12 protein-coding genes and 1 pseudogene are annotated in these 21,356 nt (G+C 56.9%); 9 read left to right on the top strand and 4 right to left on the bottom strand.

Translation table 11 applies throughout. The features are described 5' to 3' along the window. Positions 1-24: 24 nt before the first annotated feature. From AC07W4_RS00995 to AC07W4_RS00985, 3 genes are read left to right on the top strand one after another with little or no spacing between them, the layout of a single operon-like run. Positions 25-771 carry a molecular chaperone gene (locus AC07W4_RS00995; protein ID WP_495031191.1) on the top strand — a complete coding sequence of 249 codons (747 nt, stop codon included), beginning with the start codon at positions 25-27 and terminating at the stop codon, positions 769-771. Between the two features lie 16 nt (positions 772-787). Continuing rightward, the gene (locus tag AC07W4_RS00990; RefSeq protein WP_495031190.1) at positions 788-1,282 is read left to right on the top strand and encodes a CS1 type fimbrial major subunit; all 495 of its coding nucleotides are present in this window, start codon (positions 788-790) and stop codon (positions 1,280-1,282) included. 39 nt (positions 1,283-1,321) lie between these two features. Beyond that, positions 1,322-2,575 carry a hypothetical protein gene (locus AC07W4_RS00985; RefSeq protein ID WP_495031189.1) on the top strand — a complete coding sequence of 418 codons (1,254 nt, stop codon included), beginning with the start codon at positions 1,322-1,324 and terminating at the stop codon, positions 2,573-2,575. Between the two features lie 50 nt (positions 2,576-2,625). Here AC07W4_RS00985 and AC07W4_RS00980 read toward each other — a convergent pair whose 3' ends face one another. Both AC07W4_RS00980 and AC07W4_RS00975 read right to left on the bottom strand, forming a co-directional pair. Beyond that, positions 2,626-7,293 (bottom strand): NEL-type E3 ubiquitin ligase domain-containing protein, encoded by a 4,668-nt coding sequence (locus AC07W4_RS00980; RefSeq protein ID WP_495031188.1) that lies wholly within the window; start codon positions 7,291-7,293, stop codon positions 2,626-2,628. Between the two features lie 156 nt (positions 7,294-7,449). Continuing rightward, positions 7,450-10,563, bottom strand: a complete 3,114-nt coding sequence (locus AC07W4_RS00975; protein WP_495031187.1) for a transglycosylase domain-containing protein — start codon at positions 10,561-10,563, stop codon at positions 7,450-7,452. A gap of 656 nt (positions 10,564-11,219) precedes the next feature. Here AC07W4_RS00975 and AC07W4_RS00970 point away from each other — a divergent pair. Continuing rightward, on the top strand, positions 11,220-12,641 hold the full coding sequence (locus AC07W4_RS00970; RefSeq protein WP_495031186.1) for an amino acid permease: 1,422 nt from the start codon (positions 11,220-11,222) through the stop codon (positions 12,639-12,641). A 112-nt stretch (positions 12,642-12,753) separates the two neighbouring features. On the opposite strand, the gene AC07W4_RS00965 is transcribed toward AC07W4_RS00970, so the two are convergent. Next, positions 12,754-13,893: an OpgC family protein gene (locus AC07W4_RS00965; protein ID WP_495031185.1), complete on the bottom strand. Its 1,140-nt coding sequence runs from the start codon at positions 13,891-13,893 to the stop codon at positions 12,754-12,756. Between the two features lie 245 nt (positions 13,894-14,138). Here AC07W4_RS00965 and AC07W4_RS00960 point away from each other — a divergent pair, with 245 nt between their 5' ends. From AC07W4_RS00960 to AC07W4_RS00950, 3 genes are read left to right on the top strand one after another with little or no spacing between them, the layout of a single operon-like run. After that, positions 14,139-14,513 carry a GtrA family protein gene (locus tag AC07W4_RS00960; protein WP_495031184.1) on the top strand — a complete coding sequence of 125 codons (375 nt, stop codon included), beginning with the start codon at positions 14,139-14,141 and terminating at the stop codon, positions 14,511-14,513. Further along, positions 14,510-15,451, top strand: a complete 942-nt coding sequence (locus tag AC07W4_RS00955) for a glycosyltransferase family 2 protein (protein ID WP_495031183.1) — start codon at positions 14,510-14,512, stop codon at positions 15,449-15,451. Before AC07W4_RS00960 ends, AC07W4_RS00955 begins: the two co-directional genes overlap by 4 nt. A 1-nt stretch (position 15,452) precedes the next feature. Beyond that, entirely contained in the window at positions 15,453-16,961 is a 1,509-nt protein-coding gene (locus AC07W4_RS00950) for a glucosyltransferase domain-containing protein (protein WP_495031182.1), read from the top strand. A gap of 28 nt (positions 16,962-16,989) precedes the next feature. Here the strand turns inward: AC07W4_RS00950 and AC07W4_RS00945 are convergent. After that, positions 16,990-17,361 (bottom strand): annotated as a pseudogene (locus AC07W4_RS00945) (glutamate synthase-related protein); the annotation flags it as partial. 228 nt (positions 17,362-17,589) lie between these two features. On the opposite strand from AC07W4_RS00945, the gene AC07W4_RS00940 reads away from it, so the two are divergent. Together AC07W4_RS00940 and AC07W4_RS00935 are read left to right on the top strand one after the other, a co-directional pair. Beyond that, positions 17,590-18,639 carry a HamA C-terminal domain-containing protein gene (locus tag AC07W4_RS00940; protein WP_495031299.1) on the top strand — a complete coding sequence of 350 codons (1,050 nt, stop codon included), beginning with the start codon at positions 17,590-17,592 and terminating at the stop codon, positions 18,637-18,639. Continuing rightward, the gene (locus AC07W4_RS00935) at positions 18,632-21,244 is read left to right on the top strand and encodes a DEAD/DEAH box helicase (RefSeq protein WP_495031181.1); all 2,613 of its coding nucleotides are present in this window, start codon (positions 18,632-18,634) and stop codon (positions 21,242-21,244) included. Before AC07W4_RS00940 ends, AC07W4_RS00935 begins: the two co-directional genes overlap by 8 nt. The last annotated feature ends 112 nt before the right edge of the window (positions 21,245-21,356 follow it).

The following is a 21,356-nucleotide window of genomic DNA, read 5'->3' as shown; positions in this document are numbered from 1 at the left end:
GTTCAATGTCATGAGGTTCAAGGTATGAAGCGTTTGTGGGCAACACTGATTCTGAGCGGGTTTTCCTTTGGCCTTCAGGCCGGTCCACAGATCAATGTCGGAACGGTCTATGACTATCTGGATGGCGACAAGAGCACCTATCTCAAGCGAGTGTTCAACAGTGGCGATGCCACTGCCTTCGTCAAGGTCAACATCCTGGAAATCATCTACGAGGCCGATGGCACCTCACGCGAAGTGCCGGTCAAGACCCAGGCGGATGCAAGCGGCCGCGATGGCCTGATGGCCAGCCCGGCGCGGTTGATCGTGCCGGCCAACGGCATGCAGGGCACGCGCCTGCTGCTCATGGGCAATCGCGACAGGGAACGTTATTTCCGGGTGCGTTTCGTGCCCGTGGTGCCGGAAAAGGAAGACGAGTTCGCCGTCTCCGGCGATGAACGCGAGGAGTACAAGAAGAACCTTTCGGCCGGCGTCAACGTCATGACCGGCTTCGGCACGGTGTTCTTCGTGCGCCCGAGCGACAGTCGTTTCGACACCGCGATAGAGGACGGACCCGAACGCTACCGTCTGCGTAATAACGGCAACACCGTGGTGGTGATCGATGAGTTTCGCAACTGCTCGTTGAAAAACGAAACCGAGTGCGAGCCGACCACCAAGCATCACGTCCTCGCCGGCAAGAGCTTCGAGTTCGAGAAGAAACCCGGCCGCGAATACCGCTTCAATCTGGTCGAGGGTAGTGAGAAAAAAACGCTGCGCATCGCCAGCCAGCAATGACCGACAGGTAGCCGACATGAACAGGAAAATTTCCAACACCTGGTGCGCTGGCATGCTGATGCTGACCAGCGCATCGACGTTCGCCGCCCGGGAAGAACACACCTTCGAAGTGTCCGTGGATATTCCGGCACTGGGCTTTTACGTGATCCCGGCTGAAACGAACTGGATACACCTCGAACAGCAATTGCCGTGGAATCCCGTTACCTCGACGCTGGGTGGCTTGCGCAAAAACTTCGACGTCAAACACGACACCAGCGCAATCGAGGCCCGTCTGGAGAGCGAGCCGTACTTATCCAATGGCCGGGACGAGCAGAATATTTATTTGCGTGTCAGTTTCAACGGCCAAGAGTTGAGCCACGAGGCACAACCCCGGCAAGTGGTGACCGAAGAACAGGCGCGCGCCGGTGGGCGCTTTGCGCTGGACATCCAGCCGAGAGTTCCCGCAGGCGGTTACAGACCCGGTAACTACTACGGCAATGTCCATCTGGTTTTCAACGCCGCAGCGCCCTGAGTCCACCCCCGTCTGAACAAACCTTCATAGGGCACGATCATGAATCTCAAGACTTGGCTCCAGGGATGGCTACGCGGTGGCCGCTCGTTGGCACTGTTGGTTTTCGTCACGCCCTCGGCAGCGGCGGTAACCCAGGAAATCAGGGCGCTGTTCATTCCTGATTCGGCCTATCCACAGCGCAATACGTTTACCAACACGACCCCGGTCAGTGGCTATTGCGAGCACTACCCTGGCGTGTGTCGGGACAACAACATCTTCAGCATTCGCCTGCCCATTCGTTTCGAGTCGGTCAAGGCCATGCAACCCAATGCCGATGCGCGAAACAGTGCGATGTTCAAGCTGCCGACTCAATGGCGCAGTTTGACGGTAACCAACGTCGACACGAAAGAGTCGGAGCAGGTCGAGGTACGTGTTGCCGGCTTCGGTTCCACTCACGTACTGAGCGACAACACGATGAATCTGACGGGGGCGCCGACCATACGAGAGGGGCATGATCTGTTGTGGGTTGGCGCCGGCTGGGTTTTTCCCGCACCGCCATGCCAGTACAGCGGGATGGCCTTGTATACCAGCAACACCTACAGTTTTTTCTGGAAAACGCCGACCGAGGGCGCTTGTGTCAAAGTTGCCAGTTTTCCGATCCCGGGAATGTCCTATAACTATCTGGATTTTGCCTACGAATTGCGCACACCCAACCCTATGAGCATGTCATCGGGCCTCTATACCGGCAGTCTGAGTTATAGCGTCGGCCAAGGTGGGGACTTCGACATGGGGGATGTCATGCTGCCGAACGACAATCAACTGACCCTGGATTTCGTGCTCGATGTTCAGCACATGCTCAAAGTCGAGATTCCGCCCGGTGGTGAAAAAGTCCGGCTGGTTCCCGACGGTGGCTGGCAAAGCTGGCTGCAGGCCGGGCGCAGACCGGTGCGGCTGTTTCGTGATCAGACGTTCCACATTTCAGCGTCGTCGCGGTTCAAGATCGAGCTGGACTGTGTGATCGACGGCTTCGACTGCACGATCAGGGATGCGGTTTCCAATCGTTCGGTCAAATTGAAGACTTATGTCAGCCTGCCCTCGGGAATGACCGGCATTGCCGGGAATCCGGTCAGGCACGAATTGTTGCGGGCCGGGCCGTCATACGCGAAACGTTTCCAGACCGGACACTATGTGCACCGAGGTCCCGGTGTATTGCACTTCGAGATTGCATCCCACGAGATGGCGCAGATGCTGCAACCCGGTGTAGCCAGCCGCTATGTCGGAAACGTCACGGTCATTTGGGATTCCGACGTTTGAAGGGCAGTGAACCTGACGGCAGGAACGGCTGTCAGGTTCACTGCCTGGCCTTACTGTCCGGCCTGGCGCAATGCAGCTCGGGTCAACTGTCTCGACAGTTCCTTTTCCGCCTTCCCCAGGTCGTCCAGAAGCTGATCGAATGTATCGTCGCTGATTGGTTCATCTGCGAAAACCACAGTGTCCGACACCGGCAGATCGTTCATGAGTACCTGCAGACGGTCGCGCAATTCGGCTTTTTCGACATCCAGAGTTGATTCGATCCATTCCCGCTGAGTGGCGCGAAGTGTTTCGAGTTGCTCCAACTTGTTCTGAAACCGCAGCGTGTTGCTCTCCATGCGTACTGGCCATGTGTTGCGCAGGTAGTCTTCCCAGAAGGCCTGCCTGAGCATCGTGTCGACCAGACCATCGCCTTCGCCCCTGGCCAGCACCGTGTCATGGGCTTGATCGATCATGGCGTCGGTGACGCCGGACACGGGCCTGAACAACATGCCACGGGACTGCCACGGCAGGTCCAACCGATCTGCCAGGCCGGTCTGGTAAGCCAGGTAGACTTCGACTTCGTCAGGGTTGCCGCCGCGGCTGTGGACATCTGCCCGGGCGATGTCGTTGACTTGCTCCAGCCGCGCCGCGCCTTTGGCCAGGGTGACCAGTTTTTTCTCCAGCTCTGACGCATCGGTGGAGTACGAATAGGCCTCGGACGCCAGCACATTGATACCCATGTTGTTGAACAGCTGAGCACCGGCATCGGCGCAATCGACCGGTGCGATTGCCATGGTGAACAGCTTTTCGCGTAACGGGGTGTCGATGAAGACGGCATCGAGCATGCGCCACACCCGTTGCAGCAATTGTTCCTTAGCCACGCCGCCAGCACGGAAGTCGGCGCTGTACTGGGTATCGAGCAATACCTGCAGGAATCGTTGGCCCTGGGGTTCGTCAGCCAGTTCCGACCAGATGTTCGCCCGCTCGACACCCCAGCCTGGCACCTCGTTCCAGTGCTCCACGGAGGCATTCGAATTGACCACCAACTCTTGCTGAGTGTTCGAAGGCCATACAGGTTCCGGTGGCAGCGCCAATGAGCGCCGGTATTCCTGATAGCGCAGTTGGTTCCGTGGCGAAAGATTGCCGACATCCAGCCGGGTTCGTGCAACCACCCAGGCTTGGGGCGAGCCGGCAACCACTTCGGGAATCTGGTCGATAGGGTTGTCACGCAGGTCCAGTACAAAGCCGCGAGGCCTGGGCTTGGCGAACACGCCCAGTGGCCAGGCAGTGATCACGGTGTCCTTCAACCCCAGCACTTTCAGGCGTGGCATGTGCCCGATGTCTATCAGCCTGCCCAATGGGTTCTCGTCGAGCCTGAGGATTTCCAGGCCGGTCAGGTGCTTGATCCGTTCAACGGCGGGAGCATCGAGCACGATCTCGTTTTCACTCAGGCGCAGGCGTTCGAGCTTGTGCATGGCACCGATGCTCGCAGGCAGTTTCGTCAGTTCGCAATCCCTGGCGCTGAGCTCGCGTAGATGAGGGAAATCCTTCAGCAAGCCATTTGGCTGGCTCGAAAAGCGTGTATTGTCGAGTTTCAGCACAGTGATCCGGTCCAGAAATGTTCTCAGTTCGGGGAGTTGTGACCACCAGGTATCCAGGTTGACACACAAGGACAGGTCGAGGGCGTAACTGTCCGGGTCGGTTCGGTTGCCAAGCCCGCTGTTTTTTCGTTCGAAGCAGTCGATCAGGCGCTCGGCAATGCGCTTGCCACCGCCATTCAAAAAGCCTTCGTTGTCTGGTCCCCAGCCTTCGGGCTGCTGGTACTCCCAGCGATTCAGAATCACGCGCAGTTCATCAAGATCGTTTTCATGTTGTTCGATCACCTGCAACGGTTGACCTTTTTCAATCAGGGCGTTGGCAAATGCATCGACTTCGTTTTCGCTGAAATGCGGGTGCAGGTCTTGAATACGCTCGTGCAGGGTGACACCGCCCCTGCTCAGGGCGCCGCCACGCACCAAAAGCATCGTTTCATGCTCGGCAACAGAGCGAACGGGCGGGGTGGCGAGCACGGTCCGGCGTTCGCTGGGCGGGGCCGATTTGGCCATGACCCATTGCCTGAAAAACTCACCGTCACCCGGCTTGTAACCCAGGCTGTTTTGTCCAGTCACCTGCGTGGCCTGCAGGACGGCTTCGAAAAAGTCCTCGGCTTCATGGATCAGCTGTTCGTCACCATCACGCACCTGATACTGCCCGGCATCGTCGCGAATCAGTACCCGCACCCGCGTTGCGTCATCGGGCCCGACGCTGCAACGTAGCTCACCATCGAAAGTGCCCTGGCGGATTTCCAGACGCAAGTCGCCGAAAGTATCGGTGTTAAAGCGCAAAGTGCCTAGCACCAGGCGCTCGGTGTCGGGAGTGATTGAGGCGCTCGGGTACAAACCCTGGGCCGCTCGCACCGTTTGCGTTTCGAACTGAAGCTCGCGCGCCTGGGTCCTCAGGCGCAGGGGCAGGCGGCTTTCTTGCGTTATCCGCTGACGTTCCGCCGCGCTGGCGCGGGCATGGATTTGTTCCGCGACGGTGACCGGTAGCTCGGGGAAATCGCCGAACAGCGGCGCGATCTCAGGGGATAACGCCGCGGGTGCAATGGCCGGTGAAGCCAGGCGTTGCAGGGTATCGGTCAGCAGAGGCGGCGGCGGTGTGTTCTCGACATGCATCCTGCGCAATACGGATTCGTCGGTGCCGCTGATCTGACGAATCTGCTCCAGTTGTTCATCGCTGAAGCCATCGGTGCTGTGACCCAGACGACGCATCAATGTCGAGCCTTCCCACTCTCGCGGGTTTTCCGTTTCGCCGACCCAGGCGCCGTGACCGTTGTGGCGCAGGCTCGGCGCATAGGCATTCGGTCGTTGTGGATGCTTGATCCGGTGCTGCCCGGTGACCGCATCCTGCGTCACTTCGAAGTGCTGTTCGTCCAGGCGCACGAAGCGGCGGCCTTGATCCTGGTAGATGCCCGACGCGTCGGGCCTGGCATTGGTTGCTGACGCCGGCCCCGGTTGTTCATAGGGTGCAAGGTCCGGGTTCCACAAACGCGCCCGGCCATCGGCCAATTGCACCGGTTTGAGCCCTTCGAAAAATGGCGAGAGTTTTGCCCCGGCGACATTACCCAGTGCCCCTGCCGCTGCAAACACACCCAATTGGACGACATTTTCCAGCACGCCGAGGATCTGCTCACCGGCCTCGGCCAAGCGGCCTTCGGCCAGATCGACGATGCCCTCGACCACTTCATCGGTCAGCTGATACGCGGTATACGCCAGCATCAATTCGCCAAGGCCCGGGACAAACGGCGTCACCACCATCAGAGCGGCATTGAGGATGTCCGAGAGCATTTTTTCCAGGTTGTCCCACCACGCCCAGCGCGCCATGCGGTCGGCGTATTCAGTGGAAATCGCGATTTCTCGGGAGTCGTTGAGGATTTTGTTCAGCTTCTGTCGATAGAAATAGTCCCAGAAACTGCCGTTGAACGATGTACCGCGATCGTCTCGGACATTCAACAGCCTGAACTGCAGATCAGGGTTTGCCACAGGGGTTTCACGCCAGGAAGGCAAGTTGGAACCTGGGGGCGCCGGTTGCCATTGCACTTTGCTCAAGCGCTCATTCAATCCGGAAAAAAAATGGCCGCGTTGTTGATGTCCCACGAACTGGCTGAAGAAGCGTTGATACGTTGCCTCAGGGGTGACATCGCGTAGTTGTCGAGTCAGCTCAGCCATGAATTCGAGCGACGACGGGTATTGTTTGAGTGGATGCAGCGGATCACCAGGCACATACACCATCACGGGCACCGGTACGGATGCGGCAGCAGCATCTGCGGTGATCAGGATGATCCCGGTCAGTTGTGCATCCATCATCACGAGGTTGTGATAACTGACGGGCTGGCCGTTCCAGCGCAGATCCGGCCGATCCCGGAGTATCGACTGGACCACGTCATAGGCTTGCTGGTCGATGTCGTTTTTCATCAAAGCCATTTGCGCGGCAACGTAGAGTGCGCTCTTCTGGCTGAGCTTGACACCGTGATGCAGAACGTCTTTGGTGACCGTGTTGGCCGGCAGCAAAAAGTCGTTCAAGTGTCGTTGATATCGGGCGCCGATATCCAGTTCACGACACAACGACTTGAACTGGTCGATGCTGATACTGCGCTTGAGCGATTTCACCGCAAAGTGCCCACGGGCGTCGGGGCGGGAGATGAATTCGGAGCCGTCGCCAAACACCTCGTCCTCGGAAAAATTGTGCAGGGCAGCATCGAGCAGCGAGACAGTCCGGCTGGTGGTGCCACCGGAAAAATCATGCACCCACCATGACGATTTGACCGGGGCATACAGGCGCAACCAGGTTTGTTCGACGTCGTCTTCAATGCCGTAGCGTTCTTTCAATGCCTGTTGCAGCAGAGGTTTGGCAAAGGCATGGACATCCTGCAAGTTGCTCAGGAACCGGTCGACTTCGTTTTGCGCCGACCAGTTGAGCTCAATGGCATCTTTCAGTTTTTGATGGGCCGATGACGGAGCTTTTTTGTACCAGTCGGGGAGTGTCACCTCGACATCTTTCAGCTCGCTGACGCGAGCAACTGACGCCTTGCGCAACCATTCGGGTATGGCTTTGCCGACCAGGTCGTAATGGATGCTTTTATCGGCAGGGGCGATGACAGGTGGGCTCGCCTGGTGAATCGTGCTCAGTGAATTGGGCATTGCTTGATCGTCCATTGATCAGGAGTGGAGCGATCAGGATAGGTACGCGGAAAGGGCGAAAAAAAGCGCAAAAATACGTTGGGAAAAACCTCGCCGGGGCCTCAACCCTTTTGAAATTGAAGACGGAAAAACAACTATGTACCGCCATGCTTGCATCTAGCGTGTGACGGTTGTCTCGGTTTTGAGGCATTGCGTGTGGGTGCCCGGTTGCAAATACGGCGTCAGGATCGGCGCCATGCCCTTGAGCACCTGCACCGGCAACGCCGAGGTGAAGGTGAAGCTCTCCGCCGAGCGGCCCGGCACGAACGCCGTCAGTGTGCCGAAATGGTGATCGCCGATGTAGAACACGAACGTGGCCGTGCGGTTGAGCGATTTGGAACTCAGGATCCGCCCGCCCGAACCGATGGCCTCGATGCGGTTGTCACCGGTGCCGGTCTTGCCGCCCATCGCCAGCGGGCTGCCGTCGGCCAGTTTGAAACTGCCGGCCACGCGTTTGGCCGTACCGGCGTCCACCACTTGCGAGAGGGCTTCGCGCATGGCCGTGGCGACCTCGGATGGCATCACCCGTTTGCCGACGTCCGGGTCATTGATCAGTTGGGTTTCATAGGGCGTGTTCGCGGCGAAATGCAGGCTGTCGATGCGCAGGGTCGGCATGCGCACGCCATCGTTGAGGATGGTGCCGATCAATTCGGCCAGGGCTGCGGGACGGTCGCCGGAGCTGCCGATGGCGGTGGCCAGCGACGGCACCAGATGGTCGAACGGATAGCCGACTTTCTGCCAGCGCTGGTGGATGTCGAGGAACGCTTCGATCTCCAGCATGGTGCGGATACGACTGTCGCGGGCGCCCTTGTGTCGGCTTTTGAACAGCCAGCTGTAGACCTCCTGGCGTTCGAAATGGCTGGCTTTGACGATGTCGCCCCACTTGGCGTCGGGGTGATTGAGCAGATAGCCCATCAGCCACAGGTCCAGGGGGTGAACCTTGGCGATGAAACCCTGGTCCGGCAAGTCGTAGGAGCCTGGACCGTAGGCCTCGTAGAGTCGCACAAGACGTTCGTCGGTGAGTTTTTCCGTGAGCTTGGCGCCCTTGAGGTGCGAGCGCACGAAGGCGTTGAAGCTTTCCTGGCTGGCCTGCGGCAGCAGGTAGCGGTGCACGGCGGCCATGCGGATCGGAGTCGGGCGCATGCTGTCGAGGAAGGTGTCGAGGCGGTCCTGGGTGTCCTTGTTCTTGTACTTCTTCCAGAACTTGAGCAGGAACGAAGTGCCCTCGCGGTCGGCGAATTCGGCCAGGTACTCCTGACGCCGCGGGTCGCGGTCATCCTTGAGCAATTCGGCACTGCTGTTGGGGCCGGAGTAAATGGTGTAGCGCACCAGGTCTCGCATCAGGCGAATGAACGGCAGGTTGATCGATTCGCGCAGGGCATCGCGCAGGGGCGGTATCCGGGCGTTGTCTTCCTTGCGGAAGTTGTTGAACACGTGCAGGCCACCACCGGTGAAAAACGCCTCGCCGGGGCTGGCGGAGTATTTGCGGTCCAGGGCGGCGCCGAGCATTTTTTTCAGGTCGCGGTCCTTGTTCTCGATCAGGTAATCGACCGCCCAGCGGCTCAGGCGGTCCTGATCCGGTACGTCGACCTTCTTCAGTTCCGGAACGGTCATGCCGGCGTATTTGTCGTGCAGCTCGGCGATGATTTGCAGGTAGGTGGTCAGCACGCGCATTTTCGCGGTGGAGCCCAGTTCCAGTTTGCTGCCTTCGTTGATGTCGAAGGGCTGGTCGGTGCTGTCGGTCTGTACCCGAACCCGCGAGCCGTCCGGTGTCAGTTCGAACAAGGTGAAGCTGTAGCGTACCTGGGTGGTGCTGGTGGGGGTCAACAAGCGTTCGCCCATCAGGCCGATTTCCGCTGCATAGGCCGGGTCGGCGAGTTTTTTCAGGTACGCGGTGGCCTCGCTTTGCAGCTCGCCTTGCAGGGTGCTGGTGGCGGAGAGATCAAGGCGGTCGAGGTCATACAGCGGGCGATTGAGCATGCCGGCCAGACGGCTGCGCGCCACACTGATGCCCTTGTTGGTTTCAATCGGTTGGATGGTCGGCTGGGTGGCCCAGTCGCGGTAGGTCACTTTGCTGGCAAGGGCGGCGGCGGCGAACTCGGCGTCGATCACATGGTTTTGCGCCAGCAGGCGAATATGGCTGTCGGTGAGGTCGGCCAGTTCATCATGACCCTTGGTCAGGTAATGCGACGGGCGGCGCTGGGCAATCATCAACGACAGCATCTCACGCAGGGCCAGGCCTTTTTCCGCCATGGTCTTTGGATCCGTCGCGGTGCTGGACAGCGCTTCGTTGGCCTGATTGAAATCGGAGCCGTACCAGACGCGCAACCCTTCAGCCATGCCATGCACTTCACCGTGACCCGGTACGGCCGACAGCGGCACGCTGTTGAGGTAGTCGCGAACCACGTTCTGCCGGGCTTCGAGGGTTTGTGGCCCGGCCTGATAGGCGCGCACGGTGGCGGAAATCATCTGGCGAATCTTTTCCGCGCCATTGACCGTCAAGCCATCGGGGGAATGCCGGTACTTCTCCAGTTGCGTGGCCAGGGTACTGCCACCGGCGGATTGGCCGGGCACGTGCAACATCTTGGCCAGCTGGGACCACGCCGCCATGCCGAACCGTGGCCAGTCCACCGCCGGGTTGGCCAGTGGTTGCCTGGGGTCGAGCAGGAAGCGGTTCTCGATGAACAGCAGGCTGTTGACCACCACCGGCGGGATCGAGGCAAAGGTCGAGTAAAGCTGCTGTGGATAGTTGTACCGGTACAGCGGCGCAGCACGACAATCGGTGATCGACAGCCCAGCCTGGATTTTCTCGGCATAGGGCACGAACAGGCCCTTGTCGCTGTACTTCAACAGCGCCGGGGAAAAGCGGGTTTGCGCCTCGACGACGAAATCGCGCTTGATCAGGCGCGGCAGGAATTCATCCAGCGAGCTGTAGCCCAGGCGCCGATCGAACGGACCGTCCCCCGGATAGCGAATCGCATCGCTGGGGCCGGGTTTGAGCTCATAGCTCAAGGATGCGGCGTATTTGCTGACCTCCCGGGCCTGGAACTTCGAGGTGCGCATCTCCCTCGCGGCGGCAAGCCCCACGACAACCGCGATGATCAACAGCAATAGCCAGAACGCTCCCCATCCGTGCCTGGAACGACGGGGTTTTTCAGGTATAGGCGCTTCATCCTCACATTCATTCGGAACCACGGTTTTACTCGAATCGGTTTGCCACAAAGCGCCCATAGTCGACTGATCCATTCACGCAGATTGATCGGACTTGAATGAAGCTTAGACGGTGGTTGGCGGGGGGGAAGAAAATGTGAAGGGCAAAATGATGCACGGACGCGCCGATAATCAGGCTGATTGAAGCACTTGTGGCGAGGGGGCTTGCCTGCTGTGGTCGAGAATCCGGTATTGGCAGTGTGTCTGACGTAGCGGTGTAGATCGGATCAAGGGGGCGGTTTCCAAGTCAAACAGGCACTTCGGCAATCCGACATCTCCCTCGCCCCGGCTGGCTTGGTGGGGGAACCTTGAAGTTGCCTGTAATGGCTGTAATAGAGCCATTTCGAAAGTGAGTACGGCTTTCGTAGGGGCATGACGACGCACCAATGCTGTGCAATACTCCGCGCCCTTTAAATGGCGAAAATTCCTACATAATCTAGGTGATGCCCCTCCGCAAGTCGGGTTTTTGCCGGGATTTATGGCTGAATTTTGTGGTTTATAGAGTGAATATCTCTGTCGTCAGCTTTTTATACTGCACGACCCGCTGATCTTGCAGGTTTTGTCCTGCAGGACGGTTCTGCTTACAAAGCAGGCCCGGTTACACGAAGCCATCGGCCTATCGGTCGGTGACTTCAACGCTCGGTGGCCATATCCAACAACAAGATGAGGTGCCCCTTATGCCCGTAGGCAATCACCAGCCCAACGGCGAGACCGCTCAGGGCGGTCCGCTTAAACGTGAACTCGGCGAGCGGCATATTCGCCTGATGGCACTCGGTGCCTGTATCGGCGTCGGTCTGTTCCTCGGTTCAGCCAAGGCCATCCAAATGGCCGGCCCCGCCATCATGCTGTCCTACATCATCGGCGGTCTGGCGATCCTGGTGATCATGCGTGCCCTTGGCGAAATGGCCGTGCACAACCCGGTCGCCGGCTCGTTCAGCCGTTACGCCCAAGACTACCTCGGCCCGCTGGCGGGCTTCCTGACCGGCTGGAACTACTGGTTCCTGTGGCTGGTGACCTGCGTCGCGGAAATCACTGCCGTTGCGGTGTACATGGGCATCTGGTTCCCCGATGTGCCGCGCTGGATCTGGGCGCTCGCGGCGCTGATCAGCATGGGCTCGATCAACCTGATCGCGGTCAAGGCCTTCGGTGAATTCGAGTTCTGGTTTGCCCTGATCAAGATCGTCACCATTGTTGCCATGGTGTTAGGCGGCATCGGCATCATCGCCTTCGGTTTCGGCAACGACGGCGTGGCCCTGGGCATCTCCAACCTGTGGAGCCACGGCGGCTTCATGCCCAACGGTGTAACTGGCGTGCTGATGTCGCTGCAGATGGTGATGTTTGCCTACCTGGGCGTGGAAATGATCGGCCTGACCGCCGGTGAAGCGAAGAACCCGCAGAAAACCATTCCCAATGCGATCGGCTCGGTGTTCTGGCGGATCCTGCTGTTCTACGTCGGCGCGTTGTTCGTGATCCTGTCGATCTACCCGTGGAACGAAATCGGTACCCAGGGCAGCCCGTTCGTGATGACCTTCGAACGTCTGGGCATCAAGACCGCGGCGGGTATCATCAACTTCGTGGTGATCACCGCTGCGTTGTCGTCCTGCAACGGCGGCATCTTCAGTACCGGGCGCATGCTCTACAGCCTGGCGCAGAACGGCCAGGCCCCGGCCGGGTTCGCCAAGACGTCGAGTAATGGTGTGCCGCGGCGTGCGTTGCTGCTGTCGATTGGTGCGTTGCTGCTGGGCGTATTGCTCAACTATCTGGTGCCGGAAAAGGTGTTTGTCTGGGTGACGTCCATCGCCACCTTCGGCGCGATCTGGACCTGGGTGATGATCCTGTTGGCCCAGCTCAAATTCCGCAAAGGCCTGAGCGCAAGCGAAGCGGCCGGCCTGAAATATCGTATGTGGCTGTTCCCGGTCAGCTCTTATCTGGCGCTGGCGTTCCTGGTGCTGGTGGTCGGCCTGATGGCGTACTTCCCGGACACCCGCGTGGCGCTGTATGTGGGGCCTGCGTTTTTGGTGCTGCTGACGGTGTTGTTCTATGTGTTCAAGTTGCAACCGACCAATGTGTCGCAGGGGGCGGTGCGTTCGGTTTCGTAAGTCGTAATGTCTGAAACTGTAGGAGCGAGCTTGCTCGCGATGGACTCGAAATCGCCGCGTTTAGCCAGTAAAGACGCGTAATCGTTAACGACCATCGCGAGCAAGCTCGCTCCTACATAGGGCGGTCCAGTGCGGGCACAGTTTTCAGTGCTCGATTCAAACGCTTGTTGAACTCAAGCCACGCTCCCAGCAACGCCATCAACCCGGCCCCCACCAGCGCCGTGAAAATCTGCATGGCAACAGCATCGTCGGCCAACGCGTTGACCATGTCCGCCAAAGGCGCCAGCAGTACGCCCAGACAGAAAATCTCCAGCGAGAAACGGCCCATGCGGCAACTTTGCTGTGCGAGCCAGTTTTGCGTCCATCCGCTGTCGGGAATCAGTTTCGCCGTGACGTAGGCCAGCGCGAGGAAATGCAGCAGGCGCACGGGGGACAGGTCGGTCTTGCTGATGGGGTACAGGAAGTTCTGCAGGCTCGCCGGCACCACGGCATCGTGTATGCCCGGCCAACGCCACAGCACGGTCAATACACCCGCGACCACGACATACAGCGCCGCACCGACAAACAACGGCTGGCGAATCAATGGACGCGTTTCGGGCAAGCGCGGGCGCTGGCTGTGAATCGCAGCGGCACCGCCGAGCACGAACAGCAACTGCCAGGCGACCGGGTTGAAATACCACACGCCGTCCTTGATGGCCGCCAGGTTCCAGCCGGCCAGCGGCACCATCAGATACAGCGCCAATGACATCGCGACCACCACCCAGGCCTTGCGCACCAGCAGCGGCAGCACCAGGGGCAAGCCAGCCAACAGCACGATGTATAGCGGCAACGGGTCCATCAGGTTCGGCTTGAAGCGCAACAGCAGTTCATCGATCAGGGCCTGTTGCGGGTTGCTGATGAAGTGATGCATGCCCATTTCCTCCACCAGATCCCGTGTTTCCACGTGGCTGTTGGCGAAAAACACAATGCCCATCAGCATCGCCAGCAGGAAGATATGCACCACGTAGAGCACCCACGCCCGGCGCAGGATTTTCACGCAGGCGATCAGAAAGCCCTCGCGCGCCAGGACTTTGCCGTACGCCAGGACGGACGCGAAACCTGCCAGAAACACGAAGACCTCGGCCGCATCGCTGAAACCGAAGTTGCGCAGGGTGATTTGCCCCAATGGGTTGTGGGGCACGTGATCCCAAAAGATGAAGATCAGTGCCAGGCCACGAAAGAAGTCGATCCGGTGATCGCGCGTTAACGTCATGACAGCAGGCTCGTAACAGCGGGAAAAATGGTATTGGCCGCGAGGGCAAAGGCCACGCGACCGATCGGCGGCGCGCAGGGTGGACTGATTCGCGGGCAATTGCAAAACCGGGATATTACCGGATGTCTCTGGCGTTGCTTCAAGGCTCAACCGCTGGTCTGAAAGGTTCAAAAACCTGCGATTTCTGACAGTAGACAGGCTCCAATATTCATGGGAAACCTAACGTTCTAAGACAGGGGCCTCACATGAGACAGTTGTGGAAAGGGTTGCCCAGCTACACGGTGATCGGGGTCGCCAACACCCTGATTCACTGGCAGATCTTTTTCCTGCTGAGCGTTGCAGCCAGCCTCAGCCAGGCACTCAGCAACCTGGCAGCCTTCTGCGTGGCTGCGTCGTTTTCCTTCTACATGAATGCGCAATTTACCTTCGCCGCCAGTGCCTCGGTCGGCGGTTATCTGCTGTTTGTATCGGGCATGGGGGCATTGAGCCTGGGGGTCGGCCATCTGGGCGACGTCTGGCGATTGCATGGTTTGCTCACCGTGGCCCTGTTTTCGGCGTTGAGCCTGGTGTTTGGTTTCCTGTATTCCAAATACGTGGTGTTCCGCGAGCGTGATCAATGAAACTCTCGCTCATTGTCCCGGTGTTCAACGAAGAGCAGTCCATCAACCTGTTTTATCAGGCGGTGCGACGGGAGTTGAAGCTCGGCGACGCCGAAATCGAGATCGTCTTCGTCAACGACGGCAGCTCCGACCGCACGGCCGAACAGGCTACGGCACTGGCTCAGGCTGATGAACAGGTGCTGCTGATCAATTTCTCGCGCAACTTCGGCAAGGAACCGGCCCTGTTTGCCGGCCTGGAACACGCCAGCGGCGATGCCGTTATTCCCATGGATGTCGATCTGCAGGACCCGATCAGTGTCATCCCGTTATTGGTCGAGCAATGGCAGAAGGGCGCCGACGTGGTGCTCGCCAAGCGCCGCAATCGGGACGTCGACGGCTACCTCAGGCGCCACAGTGCGTCGATTTTCTACCACGTGCTCAATCGCATCGCCTACACCCGGATCGAGGAAAACGTCGGGGACTTCCGGCTGATGGATCGCAAGGTGGTCGACGTGATCCGCTCCCTGCCCGAGCACCAGTTGTTCATGAAAGGCGTGCTGTCGTGGGCCGGGTTCAACACCGTGGTGGTGGAGTTCGAGCGGGCCGGGCGGGTAGCGGGGAGCAGCAAGTTCAATGGCTGGAAGCTGTGGAACCTGGCCCTGGAAGGCGTGACCTCGTTCAGCACCGTGCCGCTGCGTTTGTGGACTTACGTCGGTGGCGGCATTTCGATTTTCGCGGTGCTTTACGCGGTGTACATGGTGCTGGACAAGATTTTCTTCGGCAACAGCGTCCCCGGTTATCCGTCGTTGATGACCGCGATCCTGTTTCTCGGTGGCGTGCAACTGATCGGCATCGGTATCCTCGGCGAGTACATCGGTCGCATCTACATCGAGGCCAAGCACCGGCCGCGCTATGTGATCAAGGACATCGTCGGCGGCAAAGACCGGGGCGGGCGTTAGCATGGGCCGGTTCAGCGACTTCTTCGTTCGCGAGCTCAGCCGGCATCAGGTCTGGCGGTTTTTTCTGTTCGCCACCTTTGTGTATGTCCTGCCGTTGATCCTCGCCGATTATCCCTACATCGATGACAACTGGCGCTCGCTGTCAGCGGGCATGGCCTGGGCCGAACAGGGCCGACTCTTCACCCAGCTGTTCTACAACGCGCTGACCTTCAGCCATGCCGCGCCGAACATCTTTCCCTTGCCCTTGCTGATCGCCACGCTGGCCATGGCATCGGCACTGACCAGCCTGACGTTCCACTACTTCCGCCAGCCCAAAGTCGCTTGTTGCCTGGTGCTGTTGCCGCTCTGGTACAACCCGTTCTTCCTGCAGAACCTGTCCTATCAATACGACGGTCCCACCACGACCCTCAGCCTGGTGGCGGTGATCTACGCCATCACCTTTCGTCACCCGTGGCGCAGCGTGCAATGGCTGGTGCCCTCATTTTTGATTGCGCTGGCGCTGGGGTTGTATCAGATCAGCCTGAATGTGTTCCTGGGCCTGTGTTGCCTGGAATTGCTCAGGGCCGCCAACGATAAAACCGCCCCGGTGCCATGGCGCGACCTGCTGGGCTGGAAAGCCGCCCAGGTCATCCTCGGCGGGTTGATCTACAGCGTCAGTGCTGGTCCGTACATGGACTCCAATCGCACATCGTTGCTCGATTGGACGGGGCATCCTTCATTGCAGATCCAGATCAACATTGGCCGGGTCCTGGAAAAAGTCGTGCTGCTGTTCCATGGTGGATGGCTCTGGGTGTTCGGCGGGTTGCTGTTGCTCGCGATAGCCGGGGCAGTGCGGTTGGGACTGAACGTAGCGGCGCGCCATGACAGCGGAGCGAAGAACCTGTTGATCGGCCTGATGTGTTTGCTGACATTGCCTGTGGTGACGCTGCTGGTGTCCGGTGTCGCGCTGTTTTTCCGCGACTTCAACGAAGGCGCCCGCACCTTGATGGGCTTCGCCGTGCTGCTGGTATTGCTGTTCTACCTGGGGCATCTGGCGCTGGCGTCGATCCATGAACGCCTGCCACTGTTGATGATCATTCCGCTGCTGGCGATGCTGTCGCTTTCGTTCGCCTATGGCCGGGTGCTGACCGTGCAGAAAACCTTCGCGTCCACGGCGCTGGCCAGCCTTGATTACGACATTGCCAGCCGTCAGGCACTGCGTGAGGCCAAGCGGATCTACATGTCGGTGAGTTATTCCGACTACTGGTTGCTGGCGGCATCGGGTTCGTTCAAGCAGCTGCCGGTGCTGCACTACCTGCTCAATACCGACTTTTACATGCTGGCCGAGAATCTGCCGAAAGCGGGCATCACCAACGTGGTGGCGGAGCGGGAGCGGCGCAATGCGACGCGGGTGGGTTATCAGGGCTATGCGCCGCTGGTGGACAGCCAGTTCTACCGGATTTACCTGATCGGTGATTACGGTTTCATCGTGATGAAGGAACCGACCCCGAGCAAAACCCTGCGTTGGTGACGCGCGATTTTGATCGGGGGAGGCGAGGTCATGCAGCCGCTATGTCTTGGGGCTCGAAACTGTCGGCCCGGGCCATCTGCCACATCCGCGAGTAGAACTCGCCGTTCACTTCGCCGGTCAGCAACTCGCCCGGTTTGAGGAACACATGCAGCTGCGAGAACAACTTGATCTCGGTCGCCGACATGCGTCGCACCAGATGCTTGGCAGACAACTGCGACGGATGTTCGAGTCCGGCGGCGGCGAGCATTTCCGCCAGGGCCTTGAGGGTGTTGCGGTGGAAGTTGTAAACCCGCTGGGCCTTGTCCGGCACCACCAGCGCGCGCTGGCGCAGGGTGTCCTGGGTGGCGACGCCGGTCGGGCATTTGTTGGTGTGGCAGCTCTGCGACTGGATGCAGCCGAGGGTTATGCCCCCCAAAATTCAACTATTCATCTGAGAGTGAGTGAATGAGCGTAGTCCTAATAGTTGAGTAACTATTTGCAGCGGTGGCTAGGTAGCTGACGTTTTTGGCAAATGGATCGAGCGGTGATGGCATTCTGCATTCAACCTCGTCATTATCAGGCCATCATGCGCATCAGTCTCTCCTCTTCCCGAAGGGGCTTGCGTTGGGCCTTACCAAGGAAAGGAAAAGTGTCGTCATCATCAGGTAGCTCACCTCTCAGTGATGTAATAGATCAACTCTTAGATCAGTCACCCTTGGATGACTTCGTCAGATGTGCTTTGGATTTCCCCCCTCAGCCGCCTGGCCTCCCCCCGAAGATGGCGCTGCTACATGTACGCTTCCAGGAAGACGTTCCAAACACTCTTTCACTTGCCGATTTTTTGAGTAGCCAAGCGGTGAACTATGCCCTGAGCCGTCGGCGACGCGACGCCTACTTGGCGGCTCTGAGGTCAGGTACGAATGGTGACTTGTCATTGACTAGTCAAATCAGCAGAGCAGTGAAGAGCGCATTTATACAGTTTCGAAAGGAATATCCTTCAAGAGCTAGCGAGGTGGGAGAAGTCCTTGCGTATTGCGTTGCTGTTCATCACCTCAACGCTGCGCAGCTTGTTGCCAAGATGTCGCTGAAAACCTCGGCTAACATGCCAGTCCATGGCCTTGATGGCATCCATGCCTCCGTTACGGATGGCAGGCTGAATATTTATTTTCTAGAGTCAAAACTGGCCAAGACTGCCGCAAGCGGTACGGCAGATTACGCGGAGTCAGTTGCTGGCTTTGGTACCAGTCAAAAGCAATACATGCAGGAATATGGGCTTGTTAGAGATTTGGGGAATCTGGATGCGTTGGCAACTGCGGACAAGGAGCTTCTTATGGAGTATTTGGATGTATTTGCAAAGCCTAATACCCCAAGGCGTGAGCGATCTGTAGGCGTTGTCTGCTACTCTGAAACGAATCATTTCGCGAATACGATACCAGTTGATGATGATGGGCCGCTCGACAGGCATGAAAGTCACTTTGGAGCTCTATATGTAAATGATCACGGTCGGCATCACAAAAATGCAAGTGGTCAATTATTGAAGCACGGTGTTGATCAAAGAAAGTGCATGTTATATTTAGTAGCCGTGCCGGATGTAAATGAACTGAGGGAGCAGTTTTACGAGTCCTTGGGGATTCTTGCCGCTCCGGCGGACTCAGTACTCAATGATTCTTCAATATGTGAGGATCAAAAGGATGAGTAGTTTTGCATCTGAGCTGTCGGCGCGTTTGATTGTGAACTCCGAATTTAAAAAATCGCTTGGCGAGCTTCGCGCTTCCGGTGCAGCAAGTACATTGCCAGTTGACGTAGAAAATACAAACTCAGTGCCTGATCATGAAGCTTTGGGAAAGCTTTTGTATTGCGCATCCGTATTTGCTCAATCCCCAGTAGAAGTTCATTTGGGTCTAGCTCAGGCTATTGCGTTCAATGCCATGCTGGTGAGCCAAGACTCTACCATTTTGGAACGATGCTCAGCAATATTGGCCGAGTTAGGAAACTTTCCCGGAATTAAATACGCTGAACAAACTTTCAAATCTAGGTTGACAAGCCTTACTGGCATGATTCAGCGGAACGTGATTGAGTATCTCAATACAATTCATGTTCACGGCCAGAGTATCGCTTTAACCGACTACCAGAAGACAGTTTGGGATTCGTTGGATAGTGGGAATTCTCTTGCGATATCGGCGCCAACATCTGCTGGAAAATCATTTCTCGTTATCGAGCATCTGTGTCGTCGCGCCATTACGATGTCTAATTACGTTTTCGTATACATTGCCCCGACGCGAGCGTTGCTGGCAGAGGTTTTAGTAAAGATCAAAGAACGGCTCGCAACCTGTAGCGATATTCGCGTGACGGACATCCCGACATTTGAGCAGGTTTCAAGACAGATATTCGTTTTGACTCAGGAGCGATTTCAAGCATTACTTTCTACTATGTCTGCAAAGATCGATTTGATAGTGGTGGATGAGGCGCAGAACTTGTCGGATGGCGCGAGGGGCATGATTCTTCAAGACTGCATAGAACAGTGTTTTGAGCGATACTCCCGCACACACGTAGTGATGCTGGCCCCCGGAGCAGATGGGTTCAAAGCAGCACTAGAAAGCCTAGGTTTGCCACAGGTTACGGAGATCGCTACCACCGTCTCTCCCGTTCTTCAAAATCGTATCGTAGTGACTAAAGTCCGAGGCGTTAATCAGCTAGAGTTTAAGCTACTCTCTGCCAACAGTGCCGTATCAATTGGAACCATGGTATGTGAGGTTGGCTTAGAAAGCCCAGAGGCCCGATTAGCCGCCGTTGCGCTTGAGCTCGGCAGTAGCGGAGGCTCGTTGGTCTACGCTAAGACACCTACTGAGGCTGCGAAGCTGGCTGCTTCAATATCTCTTGGTGTTACAGATGCAAATGCAATTGGTAAAAATGATGATCTGATCGCGTTTATAAAAGATCATATTCACCAGGATTATCATTTAATTAATATGGTGCAGAACGGAGTTGCGTTTCACTACGGCCAGATGCCCGCTTTGCTTCGTGATGCGATAGAAACGGCGTTTCGTAAGGGAACTATTAAGTTTCTGGTATGTACTACAACTCTTTTTCAAGGGATCAATCTCCCTGCTCGCAACGTTTTTATTGATACGCCGGCTCGGGGGAGAGGTGATAAGCAAAACCTTGATCCAGCCCTTTTATGGAACTTTGCAGGCCGAGCAGGTCGCATGGCGAAAGACATTGTTGGCAATGTTTTTTTGGTGAATTATGACTCATGGAGCGAACAGCCCATGGATCATTTTTCAAAGTTTACGATCAAGTCTGCGCTAACTGAGGCCATCACTTATGGTGCTGCCGACGTCCTGCATGTACTTGAGAATAAATCACTTTCTAGTAAACCTCGTGATGAAGCTCATAGAAGTTCTGTTGCTTCAGCTGGGATGCTCATCAGCAAAGCCAGGCAGGGCGACATTCACGGATTCCTTAGTCGAGTGGCGCCTGAGTTGGATATTTTGGATTCGTATCGTCTTAGTGAAGCCTCACTCAAGGCGTCGGAGGAAATAGCCCTGCCGTCAACTGTCCTCAGCACTAACTGGACATTGGATTTATTTGCACTCAATGATCTGATGTCTTTTTTGAAGATGAGGGCGGCAGATGGAGCGTTAGATTCTTATATTCCAAAAAATCCATCAGAGCTTGGTAGTCGATCCATTTTGCATTATCGTGATATTTTTAATATCATGTTTAAATTAATAAAGGGATTTGGTGGTAACTTTGGTGGGTATGTTGCACGGATCGCAGTAAGGTGGATGGAAGGTAAGCCTTATCCGGTGATCATTAAGTATGAAATAAAGTCTAAGTCGGATCAGCTGCAGAGGAAGCGCGACATCGAAAGTATGTATGTGCGCACTATTGCTGGCTATAAGTCAAGAAAAATTGCGGATGTTAATCCTAGTAAAGTGATCAAAGATACTTTTGATACTATAGAAGATGTAGTGCGATTCCAGCTGGTTCAGATGGGCAAGGCCTATGTCGATATTCTGACCTATGTCCTCGTAGAGGGAGGACTTAGTCATCGAGTACCAGAGATATTTGATTTTGCTTTAGCGCTAGAGTTAGGTGTCAGCACTCCGACTGGACGAGCATTTCTTGAGTTAGGACTTTCGCGAATCGCAGCATCTGAGCTTCAGAGGCTGGTGCCGGATAGTAATCTTGATGTTACAAGGGCAAGGCAGCTGATAATGGAATTCGATCACACACCCTTTGCTCTAAGTCAAGTCATCGTGGATGAGATAACCAAAATTCGCGTGGCTATGTCTAATTAATCATCAGTATGAGATTACTTTTCTCTGAGCCAGGTTTCCACCGATGAGAACCTGGCCAAGGATCCTCTACTAAATTTCGCAGCCTGAGAATATTAAGTAGACTGGATTGAGA

This window comes from Pseudomonas sp. GW821-FHT02A08, assembly GCF_059422045.1.
This window is presented reverse-complemented; position numbering and strand designations above follow the sequence as displayed.

Coding starts and splice junctions, on each gene's coding strand:
- AC07W4_RS00970 (WP_495031186.1), top strand. CDS start 11,220: ATGCCCGTAGGCAATCACCAGCCCAACGGCGAGACCGCTCAGGGCGGT.
- AC07W4_RS00935 (WP_495031181.1), top strand. CDS start 18,632: ATGAGTAGTTTTGCATCTGAGCTGTCGGCGCGTTTGATTGTGAACTCC.
- AC07W4_RS00990 (WP_495031190.1), top strand. CDS start 788: ATGAACAGGAAAATTTCCAACACCTGGTGCGCTGGCATGCTGATGCTG.
- AC07W4_RS00980 (WP_495031188.1), bottom strand. CDS start 7,293: ATGCCCAATTCACTGAGCACGATTCACCAGGCGAGCCCACCTGTCATC.
- AC07W4_RS00960 (WP_495031184.1), top strand. CDS start 14,139: ATGAGACAGTTGTGGAAAGGGTTGCCCAGCTACACGGTGATCGGGGTC.
- AC07W4_RS00975 (WP_495031187.1), bottom strand. CDS start 10,563: ATGGGCGCTTTGTGGCAAACCGATTCGAGTAAAACCGTGGTTCCGAAT.
- AC07W4_RS00955 (WP_495031183.1), top strand. CDS start 14,510: ATGAAACTCTCGCTCATTGTCCCGGTGTTCAACGAAGAGCAGTCCATC.
- AC07W4_RS00985 (WP_495031189.1), top strand. CDS start 1,322: ATGAATCTCAAGACTTGGCTCCAGGGATGGCTACGCGGTGGCCGCTCG.
- AC07W4_RS00950 (WP_495031182.1), top strand. CDS start 15,453: ATGGGCCGGTTCAGCGACTTCTTCGTTCGCGAGCTCAGCCGGCATCAG.
- AC07W4_RS00995 (WP_495031191.1), top strand. CDS start 25: ATGAAGCGTTTGTGGGCAACACTGATTCTGAGCGGGTTTTCCTTTGGC.
- AC07W4_RS00965 (WP_495031185.1), bottom strand. CDS start 13,893: ATGACGTTAACGCGCGATCACCGGATCGACTTCTTTCGTGGCCTGGCA.